38 protein-coding genes are annotated in these 26,765 nt (G+C 51.8%); 26 read left to right on the forward strand and 12 right to left on the reverse strand.

Going from position 1 to position 26,765, the window contains the following annotated elements; genetic code table 11:
• The first annotated feature begins 97 nt into the window (after positions 1 to 97).
• From HV345_RS01750 to bfr, 10 genes are all read left to right on the forward strand, one after another.
• Complete coding sequence (locus tag HV345_RS01750) at positions 98 to 820, forward strand: transcriptional regulator (protein WP_003023643.1); 723 nt, start codon at positions 98 to 100, stop codon at positions 818 to 820.
• Positions 820 to 1,206 (forward strand): sulfurtransferase complex subunit TusD, encoded by a 387-nt coding sequence (gene tusD, locus HV345_RS01755; RefSeq protein WP_047501481.1) that lies wholly within the window; start codon positions 820 to 822, stop codon positions 1,204 to 1,206. The genes HV345_RS01750 and tusD overlap by 1 nt, the downstream gene beginning before the upstream one ends.
• Positions 1,206 to 1,565, forward strand: coding sequence for a sulfurtransferase complex subunit TusC (gene tusC / locus HV345_RS01760; protein WP_016154765.1), 360 nt, complete (start codon positions 1,206 to 1,208; stop codon positions 1,563 to 1,565). Before tusD ends, tusC begins: the two co-directional genes overlap by 1 nt.
• A gap of 7 nt (positions 1,566 to 1,572) precedes the next feature.
• Positions 1,573 to 1,860: a sulfurtransferase complex subunit TusB gene (gene tusB / locus HV345_RS01765; RefSeq protein WP_016154764.1), complete on the forward strand. Its 288-nt coding sequence runs from the start codon at positions 1,573 to 1,575 to the stop codon at positions 1,858 to 1,860.
• Positions 1,861 to 1,985: 125 nt separating this feature from the next.
• A complete protein-coding gene (gene rpsL, locus HV345_RS01770) occupies positions 1,986 to 2,360 on the forward strand; it encodes a 30S ribosomal protein S12 (protein ID WP_003023654.1) in 375 nt (124 codons plus the stop codon).
• 95 nt (positions 2,361 to 2,455) lie between these two features.
• Complete coding sequence (rpsG, locus tag HV345_RS01775; RefSeq protein WP_016154763.1) at positions 2,456 to 2,926, forward strand: 30S ribosomal protein S7; 471 nt, start codon at positions 2,456 to 2,458, stop codon at positions 2,924 to 2,926.
• Between the two features lie 96 nt (positions 2,927 to 3,022).
• Complete coding sequence (gene fusA / locus HV345_RS01780) at positions 3,023 to 5,137, forward strand: elongation factor G (RefSeq protein WP_016154762.1); 2,115 nt, start codon at positions 3,023 to 3,025, stop codon at positions 5,135 to 5,137.
• A 69-nt stretch (positions 5,138 to 5,206) separates the two neighbouring features.
• Complete coding sequence (gene tuf, locus HV345_RS01785; protein ID WP_016157942.1) at positions 5,207 to 6,391, forward strand: elongation factor Tu; 1,185 nt, start codon at positions 5,207 to 5,209, stop codon at positions 6,389 to 6,391.
• A 185-nt stretch (positions 6,392 to 6,576) separates the two neighbouring features.
• Positions 6,577 to 6,771: a bacterioferritin-associated ferredoxin gene (gene bfd, locus HV345_RS01790; protein WP_003031111.1), complete on the forward strand. Its 195-nt coding sequence runs from the start codon at positions 6,577 to 6,579 to the stop codon at positions 6,769 to 6,771.
• 71 nt (positions 6,772 to 6,842) lie between these two features.
• On the forward strand, positions 6,843 to 7,316 hold the full coding sequence (gene bfr / locus HV345_RS01795) for a bacterioferritin (RefSeq protein WP_016154761.1): 474 nt from the start codon (positions 6,843 to 6,845) through the stop codon (positions 7,314 to 7,316).
• Between the two features lie 37 nt (positions 7,317 to 7,353).
• On the opposite strand, the gene HV345_RS01800 is transcribed toward bfr, so the two are convergent.
• From HV345_RS01800 to gspC, 12 genes are read right to left on the reverse strand one after another with little or no spacing between them, the layout of a single operon-like run.
• Positions 7,354 to 8,133, reverse strand: coding sequence for an A24 family peptidase (locus HV345_RS01800; protein ID WP_181636194.1), 780 nt, complete (start codon positions 8,131 to 8,133; stop codon positions 7,354 to 7,356).
• Positions 8,130 to 8,597, reverse strand: a complete 468-nt coding sequence (gspM, locus tag HV345_RS01805; protein WP_053388944.1) for a type II secretion system protein GspM — start codon at positions 8,595 to 8,597, stop codon at positions 8,130 to 8,132. The genes HV345_RS01800 and gspM overlap by 4 nt, the downstream gene beginning before the upstream one ends.
• Positions 8,594 to 9,739, reverse strand: a complete 1,146-nt coding sequence (gene gspL, locus HV345_RS01810; protein ID WP_181636195.1) for a type II secretion system protein GspL — start codon at positions 9,737 to 9,739, stop codon at positions 8,594 to 8,596. The genes gspM and gspL overlap by 4 nt, the downstream gene beginning before the upstream one ends.
• A gap of 10 nt (positions 9,740 to 9,749) precedes the next feature.
• Positions 9,750 to 10,736 (reverse strand): type II secretion system minor pseudopilin GspK, encoded by a 987-nt coding sequence (gene gspK / locus HV345_RS01815; RefSeq protein ID WP_131405406.1) that lies wholly within the window; start codon positions 10,734 to 10,736, stop codon positions 9,750 to 9,752.
• Positions 10,733 to 11,305: a type II secretion system protein GspJ gene (locus tag HV345_RS01820; RefSeq protein ID WP_131405405.1), complete on the reverse strand. Its 573-nt coding sequence runs from the start codon at positions 11,303 to 11,305 to the stop codon at positions 10,733 to 10,735. Before HV345_RS01820 ends, gspK begins: the two co-directional genes overlap by 4 nt.
• Complete coding sequence (gene gspI, locus HV345_RS01825) at positions 11,289 to 11,675, reverse strand: type II secretion system minor pseudopilin GspI (protein WP_075849206.1); 387 nt, start codon at positions 11,673 to 11,675, stop codon at positions 11,289 to 11,291. Before gspI ends, HV345_RS01820 begins: the two co-directional genes overlap by 17 nt.
• Positions 11,672 to 12,163, reverse strand: coding sequence for a type II secretion system minor pseudopilin GspH (gene gspH / locus HV345_RS01830; protein WP_131405404.1), 492 nt, complete (start codon positions 12,161 to 12,163; stop codon positions 11,672 to 11,674). The genes gspI and gspH overlap by 4 nt, the downstream gene beginning before the upstream one ends.
• Positions 12,164 to 12,168: 5 nt before the next feature.
• Positions 12,169 to 12,561 carry a type II secretion system major pseudopilin GspG gene (gene gspG / locus HV345_RS01835; RefSeq protein ID WP_233628877.1) on the reverse strand — a complete coding sequence of 131 codons (393 nt, stop codon included), beginning with the start codon at positions 12,559 to 12,561 and terminating at the stop codon, positions 12,169 to 12,171.
• 54 nt (positions 12,562 to 12,615) lie between these two features.
• Complete coding sequence (gene gspF, locus HV345_RS01840; protein ID WP_181636197.1) at positions 12,616 to 13,827, reverse strand: type II secretion system inner membrane protein GspF; 1,212 nt, start codon at positions 13,825 to 13,827, stop codon at positions 12,616 to 12,618.
• Positions 13,824 to 15,314, reverse strand: coding sequence for a type II secretion system ATPase GspE (gene gspE / locus HV345_RS01845; protein ID WP_181636198.1), 1,491 nt, complete (start codon positions 15,312 to 15,314; stop codon positions 13,824 to 13,826). Before gspE ends, gspF begins: the two co-directional genes overlap by 4 nt.
• A 6-nt stretch (positions 15,315 to 15,320) precedes the next feature.
• The gene (gspD, locus tag HV345_RS01850; RefSeq protein ID WP_181636199.1) at positions 15,321 to 17,306 is read right to left on the reverse strand and encodes a type II secretion system secretin GspD; all 1,986 of its coding nucleotides are present in this window, start codon (positions 17,304 to 17,306) and stop codon (positions 15,321 to 15,323) included.
• 17 nt (positions 17,307 to 17,323) lie between these two features.
• Positions 17,324 to 18,121 carry a type II secretion system protein GspC gene (gene gspC / locus HV345_RS01855; protein ID WP_181636200.1) on the reverse strand — a complete coding sequence of 266 codons (798 nt, stop codon included), beginning with the start codon at positions 18,119 to 18,121 and terminating at the stop codon, positions 17,324 to 17,326.
• Between the two features lie 166 nt (positions 18,122 to 18,287).
• Here gspC and HV345_RS01860 point away from each other — a divergent pair, with 166 nt between their 5' ends.
• From HV345_RS01860 to rplE, 16 genes are all read left to right on the forward strand, one after another.
• Entirely contained in the window at positions 18,288 to 19,802 is a 1,515-nt protein-coding gene (locus tag HV345_RS01860; RefSeq protein WP_181636201.1) for a peptidoglycan-binding protein, read from the forward strand.
• Positions 19,802 to 20,185: a hypothetical protein gene (locus HV345_RS01865; protein WP_181636202.1), complete on the forward strand. Its 384-nt coding sequence runs from the start codon at positions 19,802 to 19,804 to the stop codon at positions 20,183 to 20,185. Before HV345_RS01860 ends, HV345_RS01865 begins: the two co-directional genes overlap by 1 nt.
• A 206-nt stretch (positions 20,186 to 20,391) precedes the next feature.
• Entirely contained in the window at positions 20,392 to 20,703 is a 312-nt protein-coding gene (gene rpsJ / locus HV345_RS01870) for a 30S ribosomal protein S10 (RefSeq protein WP_001181005.1), read from the forward strand.
• 32 nt (positions 20,704 to 20,735) lie between these two features.
• Positions 20,736 to 21,365, forward strand: coding sequence for a 50S ribosomal protein L3 (gene rplC / locus HV345_RS01875; RefSeq protein WP_003031117.1), 630 nt, complete (start codon positions 20,736 to 20,738; stop codon positions 21,363 to 21,365).
• A gap of 10 nt (positions 21,366 to 21,375) precedes the next feature.
• Positions 21,376 to 21,981 carry a 50S ribosomal protein L4 gene (gene rplD, locus HV345_RS01880; protein WP_003031119.1) on the forward strand — a complete coding sequence of 202 codons (606 nt, stop codon included), beginning with the start codon at positions 21,376 to 21,378 and terminating at the stop codon, positions 21,979 to 21,981.
• Positions 21,978 to 22,280, forward strand: a complete 303-nt coding sequence (gene rplW / locus HV345_RS01885) for a 50S ribosomal protein L23 (protein ID WP_000617546.1) — start codon at positions 21,978 to 21,980, stop codon at positions 22,278 to 22,280. Before rplD ends, rplW begins: the two co-directional genes overlap by 4 nt.
• Positions 22,281 to 22,297: 17 nt before the next feature.
• Positions 22,298 to 23,119, forward strand: coding sequence for a 50S ribosomal protein L2 (gene rplB / locus HV345_RS01890; RefSeq protein WP_016154746.1), 822 nt, complete (start codon positions 22,298 to 22,300; stop codon positions 23,117 to 23,119).
• A 16-nt stretch (positions 23,120 to 23,135) separates the two neighbouring features.
• Positions 23,136 to 23,414, forward strand: a complete 279-nt coding sequence (gene rpsS / locus HV345_RS01895; protein ID WP_001138115.1) for a 30S ribosomal protein S19 — start codon at positions 23,136 to 23,138, stop codon at positions 23,412 to 23,414.
• A 14-nt stretch (positions 23,415 to 23,428) separates the two neighbouring features.
• Positions 23,429 to 23,761, forward strand: coding sequence for a 50S ribosomal protein L22 (gene rplV, locus HV345_RS01900; RefSeq protein WP_000448832.1), 333 nt, complete (start codon positions 23,429 to 23,431; stop codon positions 23,759 to 23,761).
• Positions 23,762 to 23,778: 17 nt separating this feature from the next.
• A complete protein-coding gene (gene rpsC, locus HV345_RS01905) occupies positions 23,779 to 24,480 on the forward strand; it encodes a 30S ribosomal protein S3 (RefSeq protein WP_000529945.1) in 702 nt (233 codons plus the stop codon).
• 12 nt (positions 24,481 to 24,492) lie between these two features.
• Complete coding sequence (gene rplP, locus HV345_RS01910) at positions 24,493 to 24,903, forward strand: 50S ribosomal protein L16 (protein WP_000941212.1); 411 nt, start codon at positions 24,493 to 24,495, stop codon at positions 24,901 to 24,903.
• A complete protein-coding gene (rpmC, locus tag HV345_RS01915; RefSeq protein ID WP_000644742.1) occupies positions 24,903 to 25,094 on the forward strand; it encodes a 50S ribosomal protein L29 in 192 nt (63 codons plus the stop codon). Before rplP ends, rpmC begins: the two co-directional genes overlap by 1 nt.
• Positions 25,094 to 25,348 carry a 30S ribosomal protein S17 gene (gene rpsQ, locus HV345_RS01920; RefSeq protein WP_003031120.1) on the forward strand — a complete coding sequence of 85 codons (255 nt, stop codon included), beginning with the start codon at positions 25,094 to 25,096 and terminating at the stop codon, positions 25,346 to 25,348. The genes rpmC and rpsQ overlap by 1 nt, the downstream gene beginning before the upstream one ends.
• A 163-nt stretch (positions 25,349 to 25,511) precedes the next feature.
• A complete protein-coding gene (gene rplN, locus HV345_RS01925; protein ID WP_000613954.1) occupies positions 25,512 to 25,883 on the forward strand; it encodes a 50S ribosomal protein L14 in 372 nt (123 codons plus the stop codon).
• A 10-nt stretch (positions 25,884 to 25,893) separates the two neighbouring features.
• Complete coding sequence (rplX, locus tag HV345_RS01930) at positions 25,894 to 26,208, forward strand: 50S ribosomal protein L24 (protein ID WP_003031122.1); 315 nt, start codon at positions 25,894 to 25,896, stop codon at positions 26,206 to 26,208.
• 14 nt (positions 26,209 to 26,222) lie between these two features.
• Positions 26,223 to 26,762, forward strand: coding sequence for a 50S ribosomal protein L5 (gene rplE / locus HV345_RS01935; protein ID WP_003031123.1), 540 nt, complete (start codon positions 26,223 to 26,225; stop codon positions 26,760 to 26,762).
• The last annotated feature ends 3 nt before the right edge of the window (positions 26,763 to 26,765 follow it).

Genomic DNA, 26,765 nt, shown 5'->3' on the forward strand with positions numbered 1-26,765 from the left:
CGCCTTGTGCGCTGTATTACTTTAGATGCCCCTATAATAGTGATGAGCCTGCCCTGACAACATAACGACAGGCTCCTGAAAAGGAGTGCTTTTTTTCATGTCCAGGTCGCTTTTAACCAACGAAACCAGTGAGCTAGATTTACTGGATCAACGTCCTTTCGATCAAACCGATTTCGATATCCTCAAATCCTACGAAGCGGTTGTGGACGGGTTGGCGATGCTCATTGGTTCCCATTGTGAAATCGTATTGCACTCTTTGCAGGATTTGAAATGCTCGGCCATCCGCATTGCTAACGGTGAACACACGGGCCGCAAAATTGGCTCGCCGATTACTGACCTTGCGTTGCGTATGCTGCATGATATGACGGGTGCGGATAGCAGCGTGTCGAAGTGTTACTTCACACGTGCGAAAAGCGGTGTCTTGATGAAGTCGGTGACGATTGCCATTCGCAACCGTGAGCATCGCGTGATTGGTCTGCTGTGCATCAACATGAACCTTGATGTTCCATTCTCGCAGATAATGAATACCTTTATCCCACCGGAAACCCCGGAAGTGGGTTCTGCCGTCAACTTCGCTTCTTCGGTGGAAGACCTGGTTACCCAAACGTTGGAGTTCACGATTGAAGAAGTGAATGCTGATCGTAATGTTTCCAACAATGCCAAGAATCGCCAGATTGTCCTGAATCTGTATGAGAAAGGTATTTTCGATATTAAAGATGCCATTAACCAGGTCGCCGATCGGCTGAACATCTCCAAGCACACGGTTTACCTCTATATTCGTCAGTTCAAAAGCGGCGATTTCCAGGGGCAAGACAAGTAATGCGTTTTGCCATTATGGTGACTGGGCCAGCTTATGGCACGCAGCAGGCGAGCAGCGCGTTGCAATTTGCTCATGCGTTACTCAAAGAAGGGCATGACCTATGCAGCGTCTTTTTCTATCGTGAAGGTGTGTATAACGCCAACTTCCTGACTTCACCTGCCAGTGATGAATATGATCTGGTGCGGGCCTGGCAACAGCTGAACCAGCAGCATGGCGTGACGCTGAATATCTGCGTAGCTGCGGCGCTGCGTCGCGGCGTCGTTGATGAAACAGAAGCGAAGCGACTGGGACTGGCAGGGGCTAATTTACAATCAGGTTTTAATCTCAGCGGGCTGGGTTCGCTGGCTGAGGCATCCCTGACCTGCGATCGCGTGGTGCAGTTTTAATGAAACGTGTTGCTTTTGTCTTTTCTACCGTGCCGCATGGCAGTTCGTCTGGCCGCGAAGGGTTAGATGCCTTACTGGCGACATCGGCATTAACGGAAGACCTCGGCGTATTCTTTATCGGCGATGGCGTTTTTCAAATCCTCCAGGGACAACAACCGGATGTCGTGCTGGCTCGCGACTATATCGCAACCTTCAAGCTGTTAGGGTTGTACGATATCGATCAATGTTGGCTTTGTGCCGCCTCATTACGCGAGCGAGGCCTCCAACAGGGGGATAATTTTGTGGTCGATGCGACAGCGTTGGAACCGGAAGATTTACGCCGTGAGCTAGGCAACTATGACGTCATTTTAAGGTTTTGAGATACTCATGCTGCACACATTACATCGTTCCGCGTGGCTTACCGATTTCTCCTCTCTTCTTCGCCTGATTGGTAAAGACGATGAACTTTTATTGCTTCAGGATGGCGTGACCGCGGCAATAGAAGGAAGCCGTTTCCTTGAAAGTCTGCAAAATGCCTCCATTAAGGTCTATGTACTGGAAGAAGACATTAAAGCTCGCGGCTTAGGTGGTCAAATTTCAGACAGTGTCGTCAGGGTTAGCTATACTGACTTCGTCAGACTTACGGTGAAGCATCCCAGCCAGATGTCCTGGTAATTGTGGGATCGTTGTATATTTCTTGACACCTTTTCGACACCGACCTAAAATTCTGCGTCCTCATATTGTATGAGGTCGTTTTATTACGTGTTTACGAAGCGAAAGCTACAACCAGGAGCTATTTAATGGCAACAGTTAACCAGCTGGTACGCAAACCACGCGCACGCAAAGTTGCAAAGAGCAACGTGCCTGCACTGGAAGCATGCCCGCAGAAACGTGGCGTATGTACTCGTGTATATACTACCACTCCTAAAAAACCAAACTCCGCACTGCGTAAAGTATGCCGTGTGCGTTTGACTAACGGTTTTGAAGTGACTTCCTACATCGGTGGTGAAGGTCACAACCTGCAGGAGCACTCCGTGATCCTGATCCGTGGCGGTCGTGTAAAAGACCTCCCGGGTGTTCGTTACCACACCGTTCGCGGTGCGCTTGACTGCTCCGGCGTTAAAGACCGTAAGCAATCACGCTCCAAGTATGGCGTGAAACGTCCTAAGGCTTAATGGTTCTCCGTTAAGTAAGGCCAAACGTTTTATATTAATGTCAAACTAAACTCGTAGAGTTTTGGACAATCCTGAATTAACAACGGAGTATTCCCATGCCACGTCGTCGCGTCATTGGTCAGCGTAAAATTCTGCCGGATCCTAAGTTCGGATCAGAGCTGCTGGCTAAATTTGTAAATATCCTGATGGTAGATGGTAAAAAATCTACTGCAGAAACCATCGTATACAGCGCGCTGGAGACCCTGGCTCAGCGTTCTGGTAAAGATGGCTTGGAAGCTTTTGAAGTAGCCCTTGAAAACGTGCGTCCGACTGTCGAAGTTAAGTCTCGCCGCGTTGGTGGTTCTACTTATCAGGTTCCAGTTGAAGTCCGTCCGGTTCGCCGTAATGCCCTGGCAATGCGTTGGATCGTTGAAGCTGCTCGTAAACGCGGTGATAAATCCATGGCTCTGCGCCTGGCGAACGAACTTTCTGATGCTGCAGAAAACAAAGGTACTGCAGTTAAGAAACGTGAAGACGTTCACCGTATGGCAGAAGCCAACAAGGCGTTCGCACACTACCGTTGGTAATCCCTTCGGAGTTTTAGTCACCAGGCGGGCGCTTCTAGTAAGCAGCCCGCTTTGGGCTACTTAAATTGAACGCCTAAAAGATAAACGAGGAATCAAATGGCTCGTACAACACCCATCGCGCGCTACCGTAACATCGGTATCAGTGCGCACATCGACGCCGGTAAAACCACTACTACCGAACGTATTCTGTTCTACACCGGTGTAAACCATAAAATCGGTGAAGTTCATGACGGCGCAGCCACCATGGACTGGATGGAGCAGGAGCAGGAGCGTGGTATTACTATCACCTCCGCAGCGACTACTGCATTCTGGTCTGGTATGGCTAAGCAGTATGAACCGCATCGCGTTAACATCATCGACACCCCGGGGCACGTTGACTTCACTATCGAAGTAGAACGTTCCATGCGTGTGCTTGATGGTGCAGTAATGGTTTACTGCGCAGTTGGTGGTGTTCAGCCTCAGTCTGAAACCGTATGGCGTCAGGCAAACAAATATAAAGTTCCACGCATTGCGTTCGTTAACAAAATGGACCGTATGGGTGCGAACTTCCTGAAAGTTGTTGGTCAGATCAAAACCCGTCTGGGCGCGAACCCTGTTCCGCTGCAGTTGGCGATTGGCGCTGAAGAAGCGTTCACCGGTGTTGTTGACCTGGTGAAAATGAAAGCCATCAACTGGAACGAAGAAGATGCAGGCGTAACCTTCACTTATGAAGATATCCCGGCTGACATGCAGGAACTGGCTGAAGAATGGCACCAGAACCTGATCGAGTCCGCTGCGGAAGCTTCAGAAGAGCTGATGGAGAAATACCTGGGTGGTGAAGAACTGACTGAAGAAGAGATCAAAAAAGCTCTGCGTCAGCGCGTTCTGAACAACGAAATCATCCTGGTAACCTGTGGTTCTGCGTTCAAGAACAAAGGTGTTCAGGCGATGCTGGATGCGGTAATTGATTACCTGCCATCCCCAGTCGACGTACCTGCGATCAACGGTATTCTGGACGACGGTAAAGATACTCCGGCTGAGCGTCATGCTAGCGATGAAGAGCCGTTTGCTGCTCTGGCATTCAAAATCGCTACCGACCCGTTCGTGGGTAACCTGACCTTCTTCCGCGTGTACTCTGGTGTGGTTAACTCCGGTGACACCATCCTGAACTCAGTGAAAACTGCACGCGAGCGTTTTGGCCGTATCGTACAGATGCACGCTAACAAACGTGAAGAGATCAAAGAAGTTCGCGCGGGCGATATCGCTGCTGCTATCGGTCTGAAAGACGTGACCACTGGTGACACTCTGTGTGACCCGGATCACCCGATCATTCTGGAGCGTATGGAATTCCCTGAGCCGGTAATCTCCATCGCGGTAGAACCGAAAACCAAAGCTGACCAGGAAAAAATGGGTCTGGCTCTGGGCCGTCTGGCTAAAGAAGACCCGTCATTCCGCGTTTGGACTGACGAAGAATCTAACCAGACCATTATCGCCGGTATGGGTGAGCTGCACCTCGACATCATCGTTGACCGTATGAAGCGTGAATTCAACGTTGAAGCGAACGTCGGTAAACCTCAGGTTGCTTACCGTGAAGCGATTCGCGCGAAAGTTACCGATATCGAAGGTAAACACGCTAAGCAGTCTGGTGGTCGCGGTCAGTACGGTCATGTTGTTATCGACATGTACCCGCTGGAGCCGGGTTCAAACCCGAAAGGCTACGAGTTCATCAACGACATCAAAGGTGGTGTAATTCCTGGCGAATACATCCCGGCCGTTGATAAAGGCATCCAGGAACAGCTGAAATCTGGCCCGCTGGCTGGTTACCCGGTTGTTGATCTGGGCGTGCGTCTGCACTTCGGTTCTTACCATGACGTTGACTCCTCTGAGCTGGCGTTTAAACTGGCCGCTTCTATCGCCTTCAAAGATGGCTTTAAGAAAGCGAAACCAGTTCTGCTTGAGCCTATCATGAAGGTTGAAGTAGAGACTCCGGAAGAGAACACCGGTGACGTAATCGGTGACTTGAGCCGCCGTCGTGGTATGCTTCGTGGTCAGGAATCCAACGTCACTGGCGTTGTTATCCATGCTGAAGTTCCGCTGTCTGAAATGTTCGGATATGCAACCCAGCTGCGTTCTCTGACCAAAGGCCGTGCTTCTTACTCCATGGAGTTCCTGAAGTACGACGATGCGCCGAACAACGTTGCTCAGGCCGTTATTGAAGCCCGTGGTAAATAAGCCACAGGATTAAAACCTAAGTCCCGTGCTCTCTCCCCAGGGGAGAGCACTATAGTAAGGAATATAGCCGTGTCTAAAGAAAAATTTGAACGTACAAAACCGCACGTTAACGTCGGCACCATCGGCCACGTTGACCACGGTAAAACTACCCTGACCGCTGCAATCACCACCGTACTGGCTAAAACCTACGGCGGTGCTGCTCGTGCATTCGACCAGATCGATAACGCGCCGGAAGAAAAAGCTCGTGGTATCACCATCAACACTTCTCACGTTGAATATGACACCCCGACTCGCCACTACGCACACGTAGACTGCCCGGGCCACGCCGACTATGTTAAAAACATGATCACCGGTGCTGCGCAGATGGACGGCGCGATCCTGGTTGTTGCTGCGACTGACGGCCCGATGCCGCAGACTCGTGAGCACATCCTGCTGGGTCGTCAGGTAGGCGTTCCGTACATCATCGTGTTCCTGAACAAATGCGACATGGTTGATGACGAAGAGCTGCTGGAACTGGTAGAAATGGAAGTTCGTGAACTTCTGTCTCAGTACGATTTCCCGGGCGACGACACTCCGATCGTTCGTGGTTCTGCTCTGAAAGCGCTGGAAGGCGAAGCAGAGTGGGAAGCGAAAATCATCGAACTGGCTGGCTTCCTGGATTCTTACATCCCGGAACCAGAGCGTGCGATTGACAAGCCGTTCCTGCTGCCTATCGAAGACGTATTCTCCATCTCCGGTCGTGGTACCGTTGTTACCGGTCGTGTAGAGCGCGGTATCATCAAAGTTGGTGAAGAAGTTGAAATCGTTGGTATCAAGGATACTGCTAAGTCTACCTGTACTGGCGTTGAAATGTTCCGCAAACTGCTGGACGAAGGCCGTGCTGGTGAGAACGTTGGTGTTCTGCTGCGTGGTATCAAACGTGAAGAAATCGAACGTGGTCAGGTACTGGCTAAGCCGGGCTCTATCAAGCCGCACACCAAGTTCGAATCTGAAGTGTACATTCTGTCCAAAGACGAAGGCGGCCGTCATACTCCGTTCTTCAAAGGCTACCGTCCGCAGTTCTACTTCCGTACTACTGACGTGACTGGTACCATCGAACTGCCGGAAGGCGTTGAGATGGTAATGCCGGGCGACAACATCAAAATGGTTGTTACCCTGATCCACCCAATCGCGATGGACGACGGTCTGCGTTTCGCAATCCGTGAAGGCGGCCGTACTGTTGGTGCGGGCGTTGTTGCTAAAGTAATGAGCTAATTATTGATTAATTAGCTTTGAGCTTAAAAAGGGCGCTTCGGCGCCCTTTTTGCTGTCCGCGATTTAGCAGTTGTCATATTTATTCGCATTTTTCATTCATTCTCCCGCTGCGTAAATAGCGTTGTGCTATTGTAATCATAACTATTCTCATTTACACTTTGCGCAGAAATTGAACGGGAGCGATCATGTACGTTTGTTTGTGTAATGCGATAAGTGATAAAAAAATACGTCAGGCTGTTCGCCAGTTTCATCCTCAGTCCTTTCAGCAATTGCGTAAATTTATTCCTGTTGGAAATCAATGTGGTAAGTGCATTCGTGCTGCCCGCGAAGTCATGCAGGATGAATTAACGCAAATGCCAGAATTTAAAGAGATCGCCTAAGTCACACTCTTTTTTTTGACATCCCTGTAGCCCCATCTACGCTCTAAGAGTGGAAGCGGAGGGACTATAAAATGAAAGGTGATGTTAAAATCATAAATTATCTCAATAAACTATTGGGAAATGAGCTTGTCGCAATCAACCAGTATTTTCTCCATGCTCGTATGTTCAAAAACTGGGGACTGACTCGCCTCAATGATGTTGAGTACCATGAATCTATCGATGAGATGAAACACGCTGATAAATATATCGAGCGTATTTTATTCTTAGAAGGGCTCCCAAACTTACAGGATCTTGGTAAGTTGGGTATAGGCGAAGATGTTGAAGAGATGCTGCAATCCGATCTTCGACTCGAACTCGATGGGGCTAAAGATTTACGTGAAGCTATTGCCTATGCCGACAGCGTCCATGACTACGTTAGCCGGGATATGATGATCGAAATCCTTGCTGATGAAGAAGGTCACATTGACTGGCTGGAAACGGAACTGGATCTGCTCCAGAAGATGGGACTCCAGAACTATCTTCAGGCACAGATTCGCGAAGCGTAGACGCAAACTTTGCAGAGCGGCAGACCTGCCGCTCCTTTCAGTACCCGATAACACCTGAACTTTGCGCGCTGAAAATCAACCAACCTGCCAGTCCAAGCCACGGACCGAACGCGATAAGCGGTATCGACGTCCTTCGGGTAAGGCGTAGGATCAGCCACCAGACAATGCCCAGCAATGATGCAGCGAGTAAAATGGGCGGTAGCGCTGGCCATCCACACCAGGCACCCATCGCTGCCAGTAGCTTAGCGTCACCCAGGCCGATGCCCTCTTTGCCCGCGATTATTTTGCATCCCCACCAGACCAGCCATAGCGTCAGATAGCCAGCGACAGCGCCGTACAGCGCGTCGGATAACATCTCTCTGTCGTAAACGCTGTGATACATCAGACCGAGCCAGAGCAGCGGCTGCGTCAGCACATCCGGCAGCAGGTACGTCCGGAGATCAATTTGCGCCAGTGAGAAAATAAACCAGAACAGCGTCATGATGGCAATCGCATCAGACATTGAAGGGACAAACGCGGCGATAAGCGCAAAAACACAAGAACACGCCAGTTCAGTCAGTGGGTAACGCCATGAAATTGGCTTAGCGCAGGCCTGGCAACGCCCCCGCTGCCACAGCCAACTGAATAGTGGAATAGTGTTACGCACCGATAGCCTGTGCTGGCAGTGCGGACAGTGCGACGGAGGCCAGGCGATATTCCATGTTTCGCTGTGCCGATGCTCAATCATGATCGGCAGTCGATAAACCACTACATTCATAAAGCTGCCGACTCTCAGCCCGACAAATGCCATTGCTGCAATGTTAATGAGTTCCGTCATTTCCCCACCGGATAGAGTTCAAGGGCTTCCACCGCAATCTCCCCGGCGACCGGGCGGGCGCTAAACGTGAGTTGCGAAACCTGTATTCCCTCATTTTGTAGGGTATTAAGCCACGCAAATAATGGTTCGGTTTTGACAACGGGAAGCGAGATCGCAAAATGATCGGGAGTGGATGTCACAACGCTGATATTCAGACCTGCCTGCTGCGCGCTATATTGTATCAGTGCCGGATCGGTCTTTGTGCCCGGTCTACTGGCAACTAATCCGCGACGCTGAATCGCCTCATTTACCCACAGGATCTCACTCCTGAGACGATCATTTTCCTGCCTCTGCTGTGAAATAGCGTTATCCAGGGGCTGAACCACGCCGTACCAGAATCCCGCCAGCAGACAGAAAACGGCGAGGAATATCAGACTGCGTTGCTCTCTGCCGTTTTTTTCGCTCCACCAGCTATTCATATTCATTTGCGCTCCTTCAGGGTTAGCCGGACGCTACCTGTCGTCCCTTCTGGCGGTTGAGTCAGGATAAATTCGTCGTTTGTCTGCACCATAAAGCGGCGAAGATGTTCCGGATCGCGAACGTTGAGCGTCAGGGTAAAAAGGCGTTGTTCGAGCCGGTAGTTGACCTCGCGGATGGTAAGCCCCGGCAATGTGCTTAATCGGGTCTGAAGCTGAGTCAGTAACGTCAGCACATCCGGATAGCGATCCCTCGCGGACGATTCGAAGAAATATTTAAAATTGCTGTTGCGGTTATCACCTGGGAAATAGCGGTTCCACAGGGTGGCACCTTCCGCTGAGAGCGCCTGTTTCTGTTGATGAAGCTGCCAGAGCATCACCCCTTTCAGCCCTGAGAAGAGCGCTATCGCCAGGGCAAATGTTGCTATGGCGGCATATTTCAGCAGACGCGGGGTCGGTTGTGTCGGGGGTAAAGGGCGGAAGCTGCCGTGTAATACGTTAATGTCCTGAATATTATCACCATTGCAGGCGCACGCCAGCGGTGGCTGCCAGTCAAGGTATTCGACATAAGCGTGAGGCACAGGAAGCGGGCTGGCGCTGATGATTTTCTGCTCTGTATGGCTGGCGAGTAAATGCATGAGCAGTGCCTCACTCAGCACGCCTGTTTTCCACGTGTCGTAACGGATTAACCATCGCTCATCTTGTTTTAGCAGACTCCAGCTATCCGTGACATACGGCAGCCAGAAACCATCCGGAACGATATACGTCAACGTCACGCCAGCTGTGTGGAAAGTCGTCAATAGATCGTTCAGCGTGGTCCTGGCGATCCCGGCGAGATGGAGCGTGTTTTCCTCTCTGGCGAGAACCGTCCAGTGCAGGCTGTCCGTATCACCGACAACGGCGTCCTCCACCAGCCAGCCCAGCGTTTGTTCACTGATTTTGTAGTTTTCCGTCGGTAATTCGACGCGGCGAAAACAGAGATAGTCAGGCGACAGGAAAAGGCAGGCGTTACCGGCATCCGGCAGGCCGGCCAGCGCGTTTGGCTGGAGGTAATCCGCCTGCTCAACAATAACCGGAAGTTGTGCCTCGTTGGGGCAGCACCATTCCAGTTTTCCCGGCAGCGGACGTAGCAGTAATGTGTCTGGCGTCATTTAGTTCCCTTTAATGGTCGCGCGCCACGCTTTTGCGGGCTGTAATAAACAGAGCCTTTCTTTTGGGATCGTATTCCAGCTGGCTGATGGTGCTCCCGGCGCTATCGCCCTGTTCGATAGTCGTTTCAAGGCGGAAGTAACGACTGGTCGCCACCGCAATGCTTTTGAATGTGGACTGCGACAGCTTATGAGCTGGATTATCCTTATCGAATGTCTTTAACAGCGTCTCAATGCTGATTTTTCGTCCTTTGCGCGGGGTATCAAAAAAGCGCTCAATCTCGCGTGGCGGGACAGCATTATTGATCATCGCCGCAAGCAACGGTGCATCCCGGCGCGTCAGGGTGTTGATGTTGATTTTTAGCTCATCATCAGGCAGCGCGCAGAGTAGCGGGGAGATTTGCTGGTAAAGAGAAAGCGTCATCCCTTTGATTTGTTTGAGCTCACTGATTGACCAGATACGTCGTCCGCCAATGGTGTGGGGGTCGTTACTTGTCTGGTAATACTCATTTTCGGCACCGGAGGCGCGTGGAATATCGTCGTTATCGATGTAGTCGGCGATAGCATCAACCAGCGCCTCAGCTTGGGCATTGGTGACGCCAATGTTTTCCAGCAGTGCCAGAAAGACGCTCACGCTGGCGGGCGGCTCTTTCATTCGATCGGTCGGGGCGTTAATCAGCGCATTAATGTTGTAACAGGCCTGCTCGTCAGATAGCTGCCAGCTAACAACATCGCCGCTGGCGAGCTGAATACGCTGCGGCTGCGCCCAGAGCTGCTCGTGAGTGAGGTATTTCTCATTATCCCGCAGGTCCTGTTCAAGAATACGCATGGCCTGGCTTTCAGCCAGCTCTGCCAGCCAGTTTTGCTGTAGCCGCATCCGGGTGTAGCTGGTGCGTTTGAGGTTGATCTGGTAGCGCACGGTCATTTCGCTGGCCAGCGCCGCCATAATTGCCAGGATCATCAGCACTACCAGCAGCGCCACGCCCTTTTGCCGGGTCATTGCTGTTCTCCTGGCTGGCGGTTCTCTGGCAAGAGCGTCAGACGAGTTATCGTGCCGGAATCAGCAAGTTTAAGAGTGACTTCCATCGCGCCAGGAGATGGGGTTGTCGTCGTGTCCGTCCACGCTTTCTCTTTACCGTTGTAATAACGCAACGTGAAGGTGTTCACACCATTGAGCATCGGCTGAGTGATGGCCGCGGTTGCATCTTCCGGGTAGCGCCAGAGCGTGCGGTATAAAGTATGATCCTGCAGATACCACTGAACTCGCTGGATATCGGGCGCGCAGCAGGCGCCAGGATAACTGTTACTGCTGGCTGTCGTCAGCATCAGCGTCTCTTTTTCGCCCTGCAATTGGGTTACCGGCACCCGCTGTCGGATATCTTTATCCAGCAAATTGACGGTACGCACGATAGCGGAAAAACGCTGCTGATGCTTTTTGGTCTGCTCGTTACTGTCAATTGTCGTCGTCAGCATCTGCGCCGTCAGCAGGCTGAGCATGGCGAACAGAGCAATAGCCAGTAAAACTTCCAGCAGGGTAAAGCCGCGCTGTTTCTCAGGGCCGGGAGACATTTTGCGGTCCTCCTTGCGGCGAGGGGATAAAGCGCTGCAGGCGGATCTGCTGTTTGTCCTTAAGAGCGACGTCTGCTGTCCAGGTGCTGAGGCCGGAAGCATCGGCGGGTGAGACTGTCAACGACCAGTCCCAGCGGCGTTTACCCATAATGCTGCTGCCTGTCGCTGTTTTAGCGGGGATCTGCCCGGTCAGTTGATAGGTTTTGAGCACATTATCCGCTACCCAACCGGCAAGCACCTGTTCTTCCATTTTTGCGGTGGCGCTAACCTGACCGTGCAGGCTGTTGAGTAGCGCGAGAGAGCAGGTGGCGAAAATGAATATCGCCAGTAGCACTTCCAGAAGCGTCATTCCTGATTGCCTTTGGCTCATCGGCTTTCGCCTCGGGTGAGCACCAGCGGCAGCCCGCCGGTACTGGCGAGCGTGAACAGCAGCCTGTTATTTTTACGGCTGCGGATGTGTAGCGTAAACGGCGTAATTTCACCGTCCGGGTGAATCAGAATTTGCGGCGTGCCGACGGATTGCCTGGCGAGCGACGCCGGGAACAGAGCCACCTGCCAGTCACTTTCCCACTTGCCCTCGGTCGCCAGGCGATAGAACTGGGTTGGCGTCTGCCAGCGATCGCCAATCGGTGTGACGATGCGCCAGCCTTGTTCGCGGATCTCGATGCCGGTACTGCGGTCCTCCATGGTTGACCAGTCAGCGGCATATTCAGTCAGTGCCGCCAGCTGTTCGGCTGCAGTAATAGCTTTCGCGGTATCATTTTGTCGCCCGTAGGTCATCATCACCAGCGAGGCGCCAAGCGCGATAATCGTCAGCACCAGAATGACTTCCAGTAGCGTGAATCCCTTCTGCCTCATTCCGATTATTTCGCTTTACCCAGTTCCCAGTTAGTAATGTCGTCAGCGGTGCCGGGTTCACCGTCCTGACCCGCGGAGAGAATATCGTAATCGCCGTGTTCACCAGGGCTTACCAGCAGATACTCATTACCCCAGGGATCCTTTGGCAGACGCTTGATATATCCCTTCGCGTTGTAATTTTCCGGGATTGGGCTGGCGGTCGGTTTTTCGACCAGCGCCTTTAGCCCCTGCGCCGTCAGCGGATAGCGATAGTTATCCAGTTTGTACATATCCAGCGCATTCTCCAGCGCCACGATGTCGCTGACGGCTTTCTGGTGATCGGCTTTGTCTTTATTGCCCATTAAGCTGGGGACGACCAGGCTTGCGAGGATGCCCAAAATAACCAGCACCACCATCATCTCAAGCAGCGTAAATCCTCGCTGCTTATGTGCATCACTATTCACGTTTTATCCTTAACTTACCAATGAGTTGAGTTGCAAAATGGGTTGCAGAACCGAGATGATGATGAACAGCACAATCATCGCCATCGTAATAATTAGCGCGGGTTCAAACAGCGCCAGCGTCAGCGCAATTCGGTTTTGTAGCAGTGTTTCCTGCTGGTCGGCGGCGCGCGCCATTAGCTCGCTGAGTTGGCCGCTTTTTTCCCCGGAGGCAATCATGTAGAGCATCATCGGCGGGAAGAGATCGCATTTTTCCAGGGCGAGATGAAAGCCTGAACCCTGGCGCACGCGCTCCGCGGCCTGACCCAGCCGCTGACTGATTTCTCGGTTACCGATGCCTTCGGTTGCCAGCGTCATCCCTTCCAGCAGCGGAACGCCGCTGATATTAAGAATGCTCAGGGTGCGCAAATAACGGGCGCAGTGGATAGCGCGCAGCAGGGCGCGACTGAGTTTGAAATCAAGAAGCCAGCGGTCAAGCAGATGCCGTTTGCCGGGGCGGGTGAGCCAGTGGCGAAACAGGAAACAGGCAATCAGCAGCAATGCGATTACCCACAATCCGTAGTGGCGCATGGCACCACTGATTGCCAGCAACACGCGCGTGGACATCGGCAGCGCTTCTTTCATATGCAGAAACTGCTCTACGATTTTGGGCACTACGGTGGTGAGCAGGATAGCGACGACGGCGATCGCCACGCTGGTCAGCAGGGAAGGATAAATCAGTGACTGGATGAGTTTACTGCGTGTTGCCTGGCGTAACTCATTGTAGTCAGCCAGCTGTTCCAGCACACAGCCGAGCTGTCCGCTTTTTTCGCCGGCTTTCACCAGCGTGCGGTAAACGGAATCGAAGATCCGCGGCCAGGCGGCCAGCGATTCGGAAAGCGTATGTCCGGCGAGGATCCGTTCGCGCAGGTCGTGTAGCACCAGCCCCAGTTTATTATTTTTGTTCTGCCGGCCAATAACGAACAGCGCCTCTTCAAGCGGTAGCGAAGCGTTGGCCAGTGTGGCGAGCTGGCGGGTGAACAGCGCCAGTTCACTTCCGCTAAGCCGTAAACGAGGCGTTTCATTTACCGTCCGGAACAGCGAGATGACTTTTTTCTCATTTAACACCAGCGGGTGCAGGCCCTGGGCGCGTAGCGCCTCGCGCGCCTCTTTGCTGCTGGCGGCATCCAGCGTTCCACGGTGAGTCGTGCCGCGGTCATCCATTGCCTGCCACTGATATTTCATCGTGTATCCTCTTGCGCAGAGGTGACGCGCATGACTTCCTCAAGCGTGGTCTCGCCTGCCAGCACGCGCAGCAGGCCGTTCTCCCGCAGGCTCCGGCTTTGCTGGCGCAGGCACTGTTCCAGGGCGTGTTCATCGGCGTCGCGATGGATGATGCTGCGCATAGTTTTATCCACCAGCATAATTTCATGAATCGCCAGTCGCCCCTGATAGCCAGTTCCCCGACATTCGCCGCATCCGCAAGCCTGCCAGATTGTCTGAGCGGTGGGATCGAGCGCGTGCAGGAGGGATTTCTGAGAGTCAGGAATGGGAGCATGCACGCGGCAGGCTGGACAGAGGCGACGCACCAGGCGTTGGGCGATAACGCCGCTTAGCGATGATGAGAGCAGGAACGGTTCGACACCCATATCCCGTAATCGGGTAATTGCACCGCAGGCGCTGTTAGTGTGCAGGGTGGAAAGCACCAGGTGTCCGGTGAGCGATGCCTGAACCGCTATCTGCGCGGTTTCGGCATCACGAATTTCGCCGACCATGACGATGTCCGGATCCTGGCGCAGGATGGCGCGCAGTCCCCTGGCGAAAGACATATCCACCCGGCTGTTTACCTGGGTTTGTCCGACGCCTTCCAGCTCGTACTCGATGGGATCTTCGACGGTCAGGATATTACGCTGGGGGGAATTCAGCTCGGCGAGAATCGCATACAGCGTGGTGCTTTTTCCCGACCCCGTCGGGCCGGTGACGAGAATGATGCCGTGCGGCTGCTGTACTAAACCCTTCAGCCGCAGGCTATCCACCGCCGATAGCCCCATATTCTCCAGCGTCAGGCGCAGACTGTTTTTATCCAGCAGACGCAATACAGCTCTTTCGCCGTACTGCGAGGGCAACGTCGAAACGCGGACGTCAATATTTTTGCGTCCGAGGCGCAGGGAAATACGCCCATCCTGCGGCAGTCGTTTTTCGGCAATATCCAGTCGCGCCATGACTTTGATACGTGAAATCAGCAGCGGCGCCAGTTTTTTAGCGGGCTGAAGGACTGGCTTGAGGACACCATCGATACGAAAACGCACCACCAGCGATTTTTCGAAGGTTTCGATATGCACATCCGACGCGCCTTCCCTCACGGCTTCATGAAGAACCGCGTTGATCAGGCGGATAACCGGTGCGTCGTTTTCATCACTGAGCAGATCGGCGTTGTCGGGTAACTCCTCGCTCAGCGCCGTCAGGTCGATCTCCTGATCGATATCCTGGGCAATCTGCCGGGACTCTCCGGAGCCGTGCTGGAAAAGTTGCTCCAGGTGGTCGTCAAATTGCGCTGGCGTCAGGCGACTGAAGCGCTGACAGGCAACGCTGGCCTCGAGCACGTTTTCCAGCGGCGTGTCGGTGCGGTAGAACAATTCATCCGCCGCGACCGCGATACCAAATTTTTGCCCCTGCGCGTAATTAAGCGGCAGAGGATGCTGGGGAGGAATGCGCGTCCATAAGTCAGTCATGTTGGATCATTCCCGGAAGGGATTGCGCGATGGCTGGCCGTTGGGTGCGTCGGTCGGCACATCGAAATTCAGCTCTTTAAGCATCGGGCGTTCTTCGTCCTTCACGCCGACCAATCCACTGGATTGCTTATCAATACGCTGCTGCTGTAACTCACGAAATCGTGTGTACTTATCCTTTGAGAGCGAACGATAAACCTCGTCGTCGCGAATAATGGTCGGCCTGATAAAGACCATCAAATTACGCTTCGCATTTTCCGTTGAGGTGTAGCGGAATAGCTGTCCGAGAACAGGGATATCGCCCAGCAGCGGTACTTTGGAAACCTGCTCTTTGCTTGAATCATCCAGCAGGCCACCCAGCACCACGGTTTCGCCGCTTTTGACCAGCACGGCATTCTGGATAGTACGGGTGTTGAACGTCGGACCGAGATCGCTGGCGTTACCTGAAGCGTTATCGACGCTCGACACCTCCTGCTCGATCTCCATCAGCACCGCGTCGCCTTCGTTGATTTGCGGTGTGACCTTCAGTTTGGTGCCGACGGTTTTACGTTCGACCGTATTAAAGACGTTGTCGCCGGAGGTCGTTTGCGAGCCGGAAAGCACCGGCACATCCTGGCCGACATTAAACGATGCTTCTTTGTTATCCAGCGTCACAATGCTGGGGGTGGCGAGGATATCGTTTTTGTTGTCGGAGGAGATCGCGGTGAGCAGGATGCTCCAGTCCCCCTCAAAGAAGCCCGTCGCCAGGCCGTTAAAACTGCTTAACGCGCTGGCAATAGGGTTGTCACTGGTCATCGAACCGTTTTTATCAAACTGGCGCGCGCCTCTTGAGGCGTCGAAAATCGGCAGCCCCGTTTTAGTAAACTGCTGACCGCCGACGTTGCTGTTGGCCCATTGCACGCCAAGATTCAGGCCGTTGCCATCCTGGACTTCCACAATGATGGCTTCAACCAGTACCTGTGCGCGGCGAATATCCAGACGAGCGATGACTTTTTCCAGCTCCTGCATGGTGCTCTGGTCTGCGGTAATGACCACCGAGTTGGTTTGTTCATCGGCGTTAATCGAGACATCCCGGGAAGGGGTAGCCACGCTCTGCGAAGACGACTGCTTGTCTTCCGTCAGTTTGGTTGACACGCCGGTCAGAACTTCAACGATTTTAGTGGCTTTGGCGTATTTCAAATAGAACACGCGAGTATTGCCCTGCGTGGTCTGTTCGATATCCAGTTTAGCGATTAAAGATTTCATCCGCTGGCGCACATTGTCCGGCCCGCTGATAAGAAGGGCGTTGGTGCGCTTGTCGGCGACAATTTTAGGCAGCAGGATCTGCGTTGGGTTTTCCTTTGACTCTTCGCGAATCAGGCTGTTAATTACATCAGATAAATCAACTGCCGAGGCGTAGCGCAGTTTGATAAGCTCACGTTCCTGAGTACCGATAACATCGACCCGTTTCACAACCTCAAGGATGCGATTGACTATATTGGCTTTGCCGGTGATCAACAGCGCATTAGAAGGATCATAATGTACGACGTTGCCGATGCCGCCGCTGTCCATCATCTGGCGTAATAGCGGAGCCAGATCGCGTACCGGGACATTTTTCAGCGCCACGACGCGGGTGATAAATTCATCGCCGACCGCCGGTTGCGACAGTGCCAATACTTTTCCCGGCGCGGTCTTAAGCGTTGCGGAGCGAACAACCTTCAGCAGGCCGTTATCCAGGGTGATAACCGAGTAGCCGTAGATATCGAGAACGCTGAGAAAAAACTGGTAGTATTCCTCCTCGTTGAAACTGTCAAAGCTGCGAACGGAGATTTTTCCCTGGACGGACGGATCGATCAGAATGGTTTTGCCCATTTGCTTACTGACCGAGGTAATAAACTCCCGGAGATCCGCATCCTGGAAGTTTGCCGAATATTGCGCTGACATGGTTTGAAATGGAAAGGAGCAAAACTGTAGCGCCAGTATCCATGCAGCCGTTTTTTTAATTCCTTTGCGCAATTTTGTCGTCCTTAAGGTTAATCATTCTCAGTAACGGATACATTCACCAACGCTTCCTGACCGTTTCGTATCACGGTAAACTGGGCAGAGTTTAAGGTTACAAATTCCTGTAGTGCCGCTTTTGCTGACGCTTCCTGAGTTAGCAGATGGTTGTTCATTTTGATCGCAATATCGCCTGGCCTGAGTCCGGTTGCTATAAAACGTTCAACCGGACCACGGGCGTTTAATCTGACGCCCTGTAGCGCTTCCTGCTGATAGATAAAGTTAGTAATAATGATGTCGCTGAGGGAATGTGGCGCGCTGTCATGTGGCAGCGATGGTGCCGGTGCCCTGGAGAATATATCAGGCTCATCAATAAAAGCGATGCGTTGCCGGGAGCCATTGTTATCAATCGTCACGCTATTATTATCAATGTCCGTAATTTTTACGTCAGGGAGATCGTCAAGTTTATCTCCGGTACTGTAAAATTTTGCTTTCTCATTAATGGTGATAATAGCCTGTGAACGTGTTTTTAGCGTGCTCGCAATAATGCCATTTAGCTGGAGATTGAGCATCGAATTTTTAATTGAAACATCTTCTTTATTATCAGTCGCATTTTCCCTACTGTTTTTCGGTAAATTCATTGGCAGCCTGAGGACAACGGACGTTATTGATTGACTGGTTTTGTTTTTCGTATTGATAAAATCAATAAATAATCTATAGGCATATAACGAATGAATAATAACAATGGCACCGACAAAAAACATAACGCAGTACAGCACATTGTTACGCTTTCTCTTAAATATAAAGGTAAATTGCTTCGCGATAACATCCATTGTTAATAGCACGCCTGTTCTTTTCGGGAGAAGCATGATATAGGCTTACTTTCAGGTTTTCAATTTAATCGTCGGAACATGTCGTTTAATTCAAATATAAAAAATTGATAATATTTACCTGGCATATAATAAGTTAAATACCCGCATCAATTACTGGAACTTATCGATGACTGAACGCGAATTACCGTATGCAATTTACTCTTTTTCGCAACATACCCTTATCAAGAATATCTTTATTCATGAGCTGGGCGCTGGCGATGTGGGCGTATTATGCGGCAAACCGGGGTGTGGTAAATCGACGCTTATTTATCAGTTAGGTAAGGATTTTCCCGGCAGGGTAGTGGTGTTTACCGCCACCGGTTTATCTGGTTTCTGTCAATTGACACACACGGCGTGTACGCACGGAAAACTCCAGCCAGACTGGCGAGATGTGAGAATTAGCCGTTTCTGGTCAACGCTGATGCCTGCCCTTAGTCCGGCAACGCAACCAATAATAATTGTCATTGATAATGCTGACGCACTCACCAGACATCTTCCGGCATTTGTCGATAATTTCCGTCATCTGGCGGCTTCATTTGACGCTGGCGCCAGCTTGCTACTGGTGGGGGGCGAAGCGCTCAGGCGTAACCGACGACTTAAACGGCGTATTACGCTGTCGGCGATCATCGCTGCGCCGACGGACGATGAATATCTTGATTTTATGCATCAACAGCAACTGCGTGAGGCGGATGGCGAGCCTGTGCGGATGCGTCATGAATTTGTGCGCAAAGCGGTTCGGGCAGTGCAGGGAAACCTGCCGTTGTTGGGGCGCATCGCCCGGGCGGCGAGAAAAATGGCAACGGACAGGCAAGCGGATGTGTTAACCGCTCAACAGGAAAAATTGTTGCTGGAAACATTTACTCTCCGCTCTTGCGTATTGCGCAAGGGAATATTGCCCGGACTTTACGCTGCGCTGGCTTTGACGTTCGGCTGGCTGGCGGTCGATGTTTTTCCCCTTCAACTTCCTCTGCCCGCCGGGTTAACGGTGGCGATGACGCAAAAAAAGGAAAACCTGCCGGATATTGGCGACGCACGGGGAGGATTACGCGATGCCATGCAGCAATTATTCAGCGTCTGGGGATTCGACACAGCGCATGACGAGGCATGGTGTGACCAGGCCGATCGCGCTGAGTTGGTGTGCGAAAGCGGTAAGGAACGTTTAGATAACCTCATCAGGCGCGGGTTGCCGTGGATCGCGCATTTGAATATCGATAAACAACCGGTCTACGGTGTTGTGATGCGTGTATCAGGAAACGAGCTGGATCTTATCATTGATAATAAAACCTGGATCGTCAGTCAGGAGTGGCTGGCGAAGCACTGGCAGGGAAATTATACCCTGATGCTCAATTTAACGCCTGACAGGAAAATGCAGATCGGTGAAAAGAGTCCGGCGGAAACCATCATCTGGTTTGATACGATGCTGAGCCGCGCGCTGGGCGCTCCCGGCGATAAATCGGGCTCATGGACGCCATGGTTAATCGAAAAGGTCAAAGCATTCCAGCAGCGGGAGAATTTGCCTGTGGATGGTAAGCCGGGAAAAGAGACGCTGATAAGGCTACGTCAGAGTCTTGGAGACGCGCCGTTATTAATCAATGAGGCGGCACCTGTGCTCACACATGTGTCATCTAAGGAGCGTATGTGATGATGCACATCTATCAACCCATTGATGCGAAAACAGTGTCGAGTTGCCGCTGGCGGCAGGCGCTGCATTCCTGTTGCTGGCTGTTGTGGGTCAGCCTGATGCTAATGTGCGGCTACTACGGACATTATGTCTGGTTGGTGCGCCATCCGACAACCACCACGCAGGGAGTGCCCGATTCTCAGGCGTATCGACTCTCGGATGTGCATTACATTTTTAAGCGGAAACCTCTGCCGATACGCATCGATTTACCCACCCAAAACGAAGAGGGTGACAGTATGTTGGAAGAGATACCCTATGATGAAGCATCCGGGCAGGAAGCGCCGGATGGCGAAGTATTGCGCTCACGTGTGCAACAAGCGCTGAGAGAAATCGATGGCAAATAGCCATAATCACTTGCATCCGTACCGGCTATACGTATAATACGCCAGCCTGTCAAATCTGACGGGTAGTTCGATATGAACTGTGGCGGTTTACCGTCAACAACGCTCCCAATCAGGGGGCTACGTAAGAACGGTTACACTCTCCCATCAATCGTAATGGGTTTGAGGAGTAACTATTTCGTCTATAAAATAATTGGAGCTCTGGTCTCATGCAGAACCAAAGAATCCGTATCCGTTTGAAAGCGTTTGATCATCGTCTGATCGATCAATCAACCGCGGAAATCGTCGAGACTGCCAAGCGCACTGGTGCGCAGGTTCGTGGTCCGATCCCGCTGCCGACCCGCAAAGAGCGTTTCACCGTTCTGATCTCCCCGCACGTCAACAAAGACGCGCGTGATCAGTACGAGATCCGTACTCACAAGCGTCTGGTTGACATCGTTGAGCCAACTGAAAAAACCGTTGATGCTCTGATGCGTCTGGACCTGGCTGCCGGTGTAGACGTGCAGATCAGCCTGGGTTAATCAGGTCATCGAGCGATTGAGAGGTTGATACAATGATTGGTTTAGTCGGTAAAAAAGTGGGTATGACCCGCATCTTCACTGAAGATGGCGTATCTATCCCAGTAACCGTTATCGAAGTTGAAGCAAACCGCGTTACTCAGGTTAAAGATCTGGCTAACGATGGCTATCGCGCTGTTCAGGTTACCACCGGTGCTAAAAAAGCTAACCGCGTAACTAAGCCGGAAGCTGGTCACTTTGCTAAAGCTGGCGTAGAAGCTGGCCGCGGCCTGTGGGAGTTCCGCCTGGCAGATGGTGAAGAATACACCGTTGGTCAGAACATTAGCGTTGAACTGTTTGCTGACGTTAAAAAAGTTGACGTAACCGGTACCTCTAAAGGTAAAGGTTTCGCTGGTACCGTTAAGCGCTGGAACTTCCGTACCCAGGACGCTACTCACGGTAACTCCTTGTCCCACCGCGTTCCGGGTTCTATCGGTCAGAACCAGACTCCGGGCAAAGTGTTTAAAGGCAAGAAAATGGCAGGTCAGCTGGGCAACGAACGTGTAACCGTTCAGAGCCTGGACGTAGTACGTGTTGACGCTGAGCGCAACCTGCTGCTGGTTAAAGGTGGTGTTCCGGGTGCGACCGGTTGCGACCTGATCGTTAAACCAGCTGTGAAGGCGTAAGGGGATAGCAATGGAATTAGTATTGAAAGACGCGCAGAGCGCGCTGACTGTTTCCGAAACTACCTTCGGTCGTGATTTCAACGAAGCGCTGGTTCACCAGGTTGTTGTTGCTTATGCAGCTGGTGCTCGTCAGGGTACTCGTGCTCAGAAGACTCGTGCTGAAGTAACTGGTTCAGGCAAAAAGCCGTGGCGCCAGAAAGGTACCGGCCGTGCGCGTTCAGGTTCTATCAAGAGCCCGATCTGGCGTTCAGGTGGCGTGACCTTCGCTGCTCGTCCACAGGACCACAGTCAAAAAGTTAACAAAAAGATGTACCGCGGCGCGCTGAAAAGCATTCTGTCCGAACTGGTACGTCAGGATCGTCTGATCGTTGTCGAATCATTCTCTGTAGAAGCGCCTAAAACTAAGCTGCTGGCACAGAAACTGAAAGACATGGCTCTGGAAGATGTGCTGATCATCACCGGTGAGCTGGACGAAAACCTGTTCCTGGCTGCGCGCAACCTGCATAAGGTTGACGTACGCGATGCAACTGGTATCGACCCGGTTAGCCTGATCGCCTTCGACAAAGTCGTAATGACTGCTGATGCTGTTAAGCAAGTTGAGGAGATGCTGGCATGATTCGTGAAGAACGTCTGCTGAAAGTGCTGCGCGCACCGCACGTTTCTGAAAAAGCGTCTACTGCGATGGAAAAAACTAACACCATCGTTCTCAAAGTTGCTAAAGACGCGACCAAAGCAGAAATCAAAGCTGCTGTGCAGAAACTGTTTGAAGTCGAAGTCGAAGTCGTTAACACCCTGGTAGTTAAAGGGAAAGTTAAACGTCACGGACAGCGTATCGGTCGTCGTAGCGACTGGAAAAAAGCTTACGTCACCCTGAAGGAAGGCCAGAATCTGGACTTCGTCGGCGGCGCTGAGTAAGTCGGAGGAGTAATACAATGGCAGTTGTTAAATGTAAACCGACATCTCCGGGTCGTCGCCACGTTGTTAAAGTGGTCAACCCAGAGCTGCACAAGGGCAAACCTTTTGCTCCGCTGGTTGAAAAAAACAGCAAATCCGGTGGTCGTAACAACAATGGCCGCATCACCACTCGTCACATCGGTGGTGGTCACAAGCAGGCTTATCGTATTGTTGACTTCAAACGCAACAAAGACGGTATCCCGGCAGTTGTTGAACGTCTTGAGTACGATCCGAACCGCTCCGCGAACATCGCGCTGGTTCTGTACAAAGACGGTGAACGCCGTTACATCCTGGCCCCTAAAGGCCTGAAAGCTGGCGACCAGGTTCAATCTGGCGTTGATGCTGCAATCAAAGCAGGTAACACCCTGCCGATGCGCAATATCCCGGTTGGTTCTACTGTTCATAACGTAGAAATGAAACCAGGTAAAGGCGGTCAGCTGGCACGTTCCGCTGGTACTTACGTTCAGATCGTTGCTCGTGATGGTGCTTATGTCACCTTGCGTCTGCGTTCTGGTGAAATGCGTAAAGTCGAAGCAGACTGCCGTGCAACTCTGGGCGAAGTTGGCAATGCTGAGCATATGCTGCGCGTTCTGGGTAAAGCAGGTGCTGCACGCTGGCGTGGTGTTCGTCCTACCGTTCGCGGTACTGCGATGAACCCAGTCGACCACCCACATGGTGGTGGTGAAGGTCGTAACTTTGGTAAGCACCCGGTAACTCCGTGGGGCGTTCAGACCAAAGGTAAGAAGACCCGCAGCAACAAGCGTACTGATAAATTCATCGTACGTCGCCGTAGCAAATAATTTTAGAGGATAAGCCATGCCACGTTCTCTCAAGAAAGGTCCTTTTATTGACCTGCACTTGCTGAAGAAGGTAGAGAAAGCGGTGGAAAGCGGAGACAAGAAGCCCCTGCGCACTTGGTCCCGTCGTTCAACGATCTTTCCTAACATGATCGGTTTGACCATCGCTGTCCATAATGGTCGTCAGCACGTTCCGGTATTTGTTTCCGACGAAATGGTCGGTCACAAACTGGGTGAATTCGCACCGACTCGTACTTATCGCGGCCATGCTGCTGATAAAAAAGCGAAGAAGAAATAAGGTAGGAGGAAGAGATGGAAACTTTAGCTCAACATCGCCATGCTCGTTCTTCTGCTCAGAAGGTTCGCCTTGTTGCAGACCTGATTCGCGGTAAGAAAGTGTCGCAGGCTCTGGATATTCTGACCTACACCAATAAGAAAGCGGCTGTACTGGTCAAGAAAGTCCTGGAATCTGCCATTGCTAACGCTGAACACAACGATGGCGCTGACATTGACGATCTGAAAGTTACGAAAATTTTCGTAGACGAAGGCCCGAGCATGAAGCGCATTATGCCGCGTGCAAAAGGTCGTGCAGATCGCATCCTGAAGCGCACCAGCCACATTACTGTGGTTGTGTCCGATCGCTGAGACTCTGGAGACTAGCAATGGGTCAGAAAGTACATCCTAATGGTATTCGCCTGGGTATTGTAAAACCATGGAACTCAACCTGGTTTGCGAACACCAAAGAATTCGCTGACAACCTGGACAGCGATTTTAAAGTACGTCAGTACCTGACTAAGGAACTGGCTAAAGCGTCTGTATCTCGTATCGTTATCGAGCGTCCGGCTAAGAGCATCCGTGTGACCATTCACACCGCTCGCCCGGGTATCGTTATCGGTAAGAAAGGTGAAGACGTAGAAAAACTGCGCAAAGTCGTAGCGGATATTGCTGGCGTTCCTGCTCAGATCAATATCGCCGAAGTGCGTAAACCTGAACTGGATGCAAAATTGGTTGCTGACAGCATCACTTCTCAGCTGGAACGTCGTGTTATGTTCCGTCGTGCTATGAAGCGTGCTGTACAGAACGCAATGCGTCTGGGCGCTAAAGGTATTAAAGTTGAAGTTAGCGGCCGTCTGGGCGGCGCGGAAATCGCACGTACCGAATGGTACCGCGAAGGTCGCGTACCTCTGCACACTCTGCGTGCTGACATCGACTACAACACCTCTGAAGCGCACACCACTTACGGTGTAATCGGCGTTAAAGTGTGGATCTTCAAAGGCGAGATCCTGGGTGGTATGGCTGCTGTTGAACAACCGGAAAAACCGGCTGCGCAACCTAAAAAGCAGCAGCGTAAAGGCCGTAAATAAGGAGCGTCGCTGATGTTACAACCAAAGCGTACAAAATTCCGTAAAATGCACAAAGGCCGTAACCGCGGTCTGGCGCAGGGTACGGATGTTAGCTTCGGCAGCTTCGGTCTGAAAGCTGTTGGCCGTGGTCGTCTGACTGCCCGTCAGATCGAAGCAGCACGTCGTGCTATGACCCGTGCAGTTAAGCGTCAAGGTAAGATCTGGATCCGTGTATTCCCGGACAAACCGATCACTGAAAAGCCGCTGGCAGTGCGTATGGGTAAAGGTAAAGGTAACGTGGAGTATTGGGTTGCCTTGATTCAGCCGGGTAAAGTCCTGTATGAAATGGACGGCGTACCGGAAGAGCTGGCCCGTGAAGCATTCAAGCTGGCAGCAGCGAAACTGCCGATTAAAACCACCTTTGTAACTAAGACGGTGATGTAATGAAAGCAAAAGAGCTGCGTGAGAAGAGTGTTGAAGAGCTGAACACCGAGCTGCTGAATCTGCTGCGTGAGCAGTTCAACCTGCGTATGCAGGCTGCAAGTGGCCAGCTGCAACAGTCTCACCTGTTGAAGCAAGTGCGTCGTGATGTCGCACGCGTTAAGACTTTACTGACTGAGAAGGCGGGTGCGTAATGACCGATAAAATCCGTACTCTGCAAGGTCGCGTTGTTAGCGATAAAATGGAGAAATCCATCGTTGTTGCTATCGAACGTTTTGTGAAACACCCGATCTACGGTAAATTCATTAAGCGTACGACCAAACTGCACGTACATGACGAGAACAACGAATGCGGTACTGGTGACGTGGTTGAAATCCGCGAATGCCGTCCGCTGTCCAAGACTAAGTCCTGGACGCTGGTTCGCGTTGTAGAGAAAGCCGTTCTGTAATACAGTAGGCATTCTCAACGAATAAACGGCTCAGCGATGAGCCGTTTATTTTTTCTACCCATATCGTTGAAGCGGTGTTATAATGCCGCGCCCCCGATATGGGGCTTTTTTAACGACCTGATTTTCGGGTCTCAGTAGTAGTTGACATTAGCGGAGCACTAAAATGATCCAAGAACAGACTATGCTGAACGTCGCCGACAACTCCGGTGCACGTCGCGTAATGTGTATCAAGGTTCTGGGTGGCTCGCACCGTCGCTACGCAGGCGTCGGCGATATCATCAAGATCACCATCAAGGAAGCAATTCCGCGTGGTAAGGTCAAAAAAGGTGATGTGCTGAAGGCGGTAGTGGTGCGCACCAAGAAGGGTGTTCGTCGCCCGGACGGTTCTGTCATTCGCTTCGATGGTAATGCATGCGTTATTTTAAACAATAACAGCGAGCAACCTATCGGTACGCGTATTTTTGGGCCGGTAACTCGTGAACTTCGTAACGAGAAGTTCATGAAAATTATCTCTCTGGCACCAGAAGTACTCTAAGGAGCGAATCATGGCAGCGAAGATCCGTCGTGATGACGAAGTTATCGTGTTAACCGGTAAAGATAAAGGTAAACGCGGTAAAGTTAAGAATGTCCTGTCTTCCGGCAAGGTCATTGTTGAAGGTATCAACCTGGTTAAGAAACATCAGAAGCCGGTTCCGGCCCTGAACCAACCAGGCGGCATTGTAGAGAAAGAAGCAGCTATTCAGATCTCTAACCTTGCTATCTTCAACGCGGCAACCGGCAAGGCTGACCGTGTAGGCTTTAGATTCGAAGACGGCAAAAAAGTCCGTTTCTTTAAATCTAACAGCGAAACTATCAAGTAATTTGGAGTAGTACGATGGCGAAACTGCATGATTACTACAAAGACGAAGTAGTCGCTAAACTCATGACTGAGTTTAACTACAATTCTGTCATGCAAGTCCCTCGGGTCGAGAAGATCACCCTGAACATGGGTGTTGGTGAAGCGATCGCTGACAAGAAACTGCTGGATAACGCAGCAGCTGACCTGACAGCAATCTCCGGTCAAAAACCGCTGATCACCAAAGCACGCAAATCAGTTGCAGGCTTCAAAATCCGTCAGGGCTATCCGATCGGCTGTAAAGTAACTCTGCGTGGCGAACGCATGTGGGAGTTCTTTGAGCGCCTGATCACTATTGCTGTTCCACGTATCCGTGACTTCCGTGGCTTGTCCGCTAAGTCTTTCGACGGTCGTGGTAACTACAGCATGGGTGTCCGTGAGCAGATCATCTTCCCAGAAATCGACTACGATAAAGTCGACCGCGTGCGTGGTTTGGATATTACCATTACCACTACTGCGAAATCTGATGAAGAAGGCCGTGCTCTGCTGGCTGCCTTTGACTTCCCGTTCCGCAAGTAAGGT

Source organism: Citrobacter sp. RHBSTW-00986 (assembly GCF_013783065.1).
Classification (GTDB): domain Bacteria; phylum Pseudomonadota; class Gammaproteobacteria; order Enterobacterales; family Enterobacteriaceae; genus Citrobacter; species Citrobacter braakii.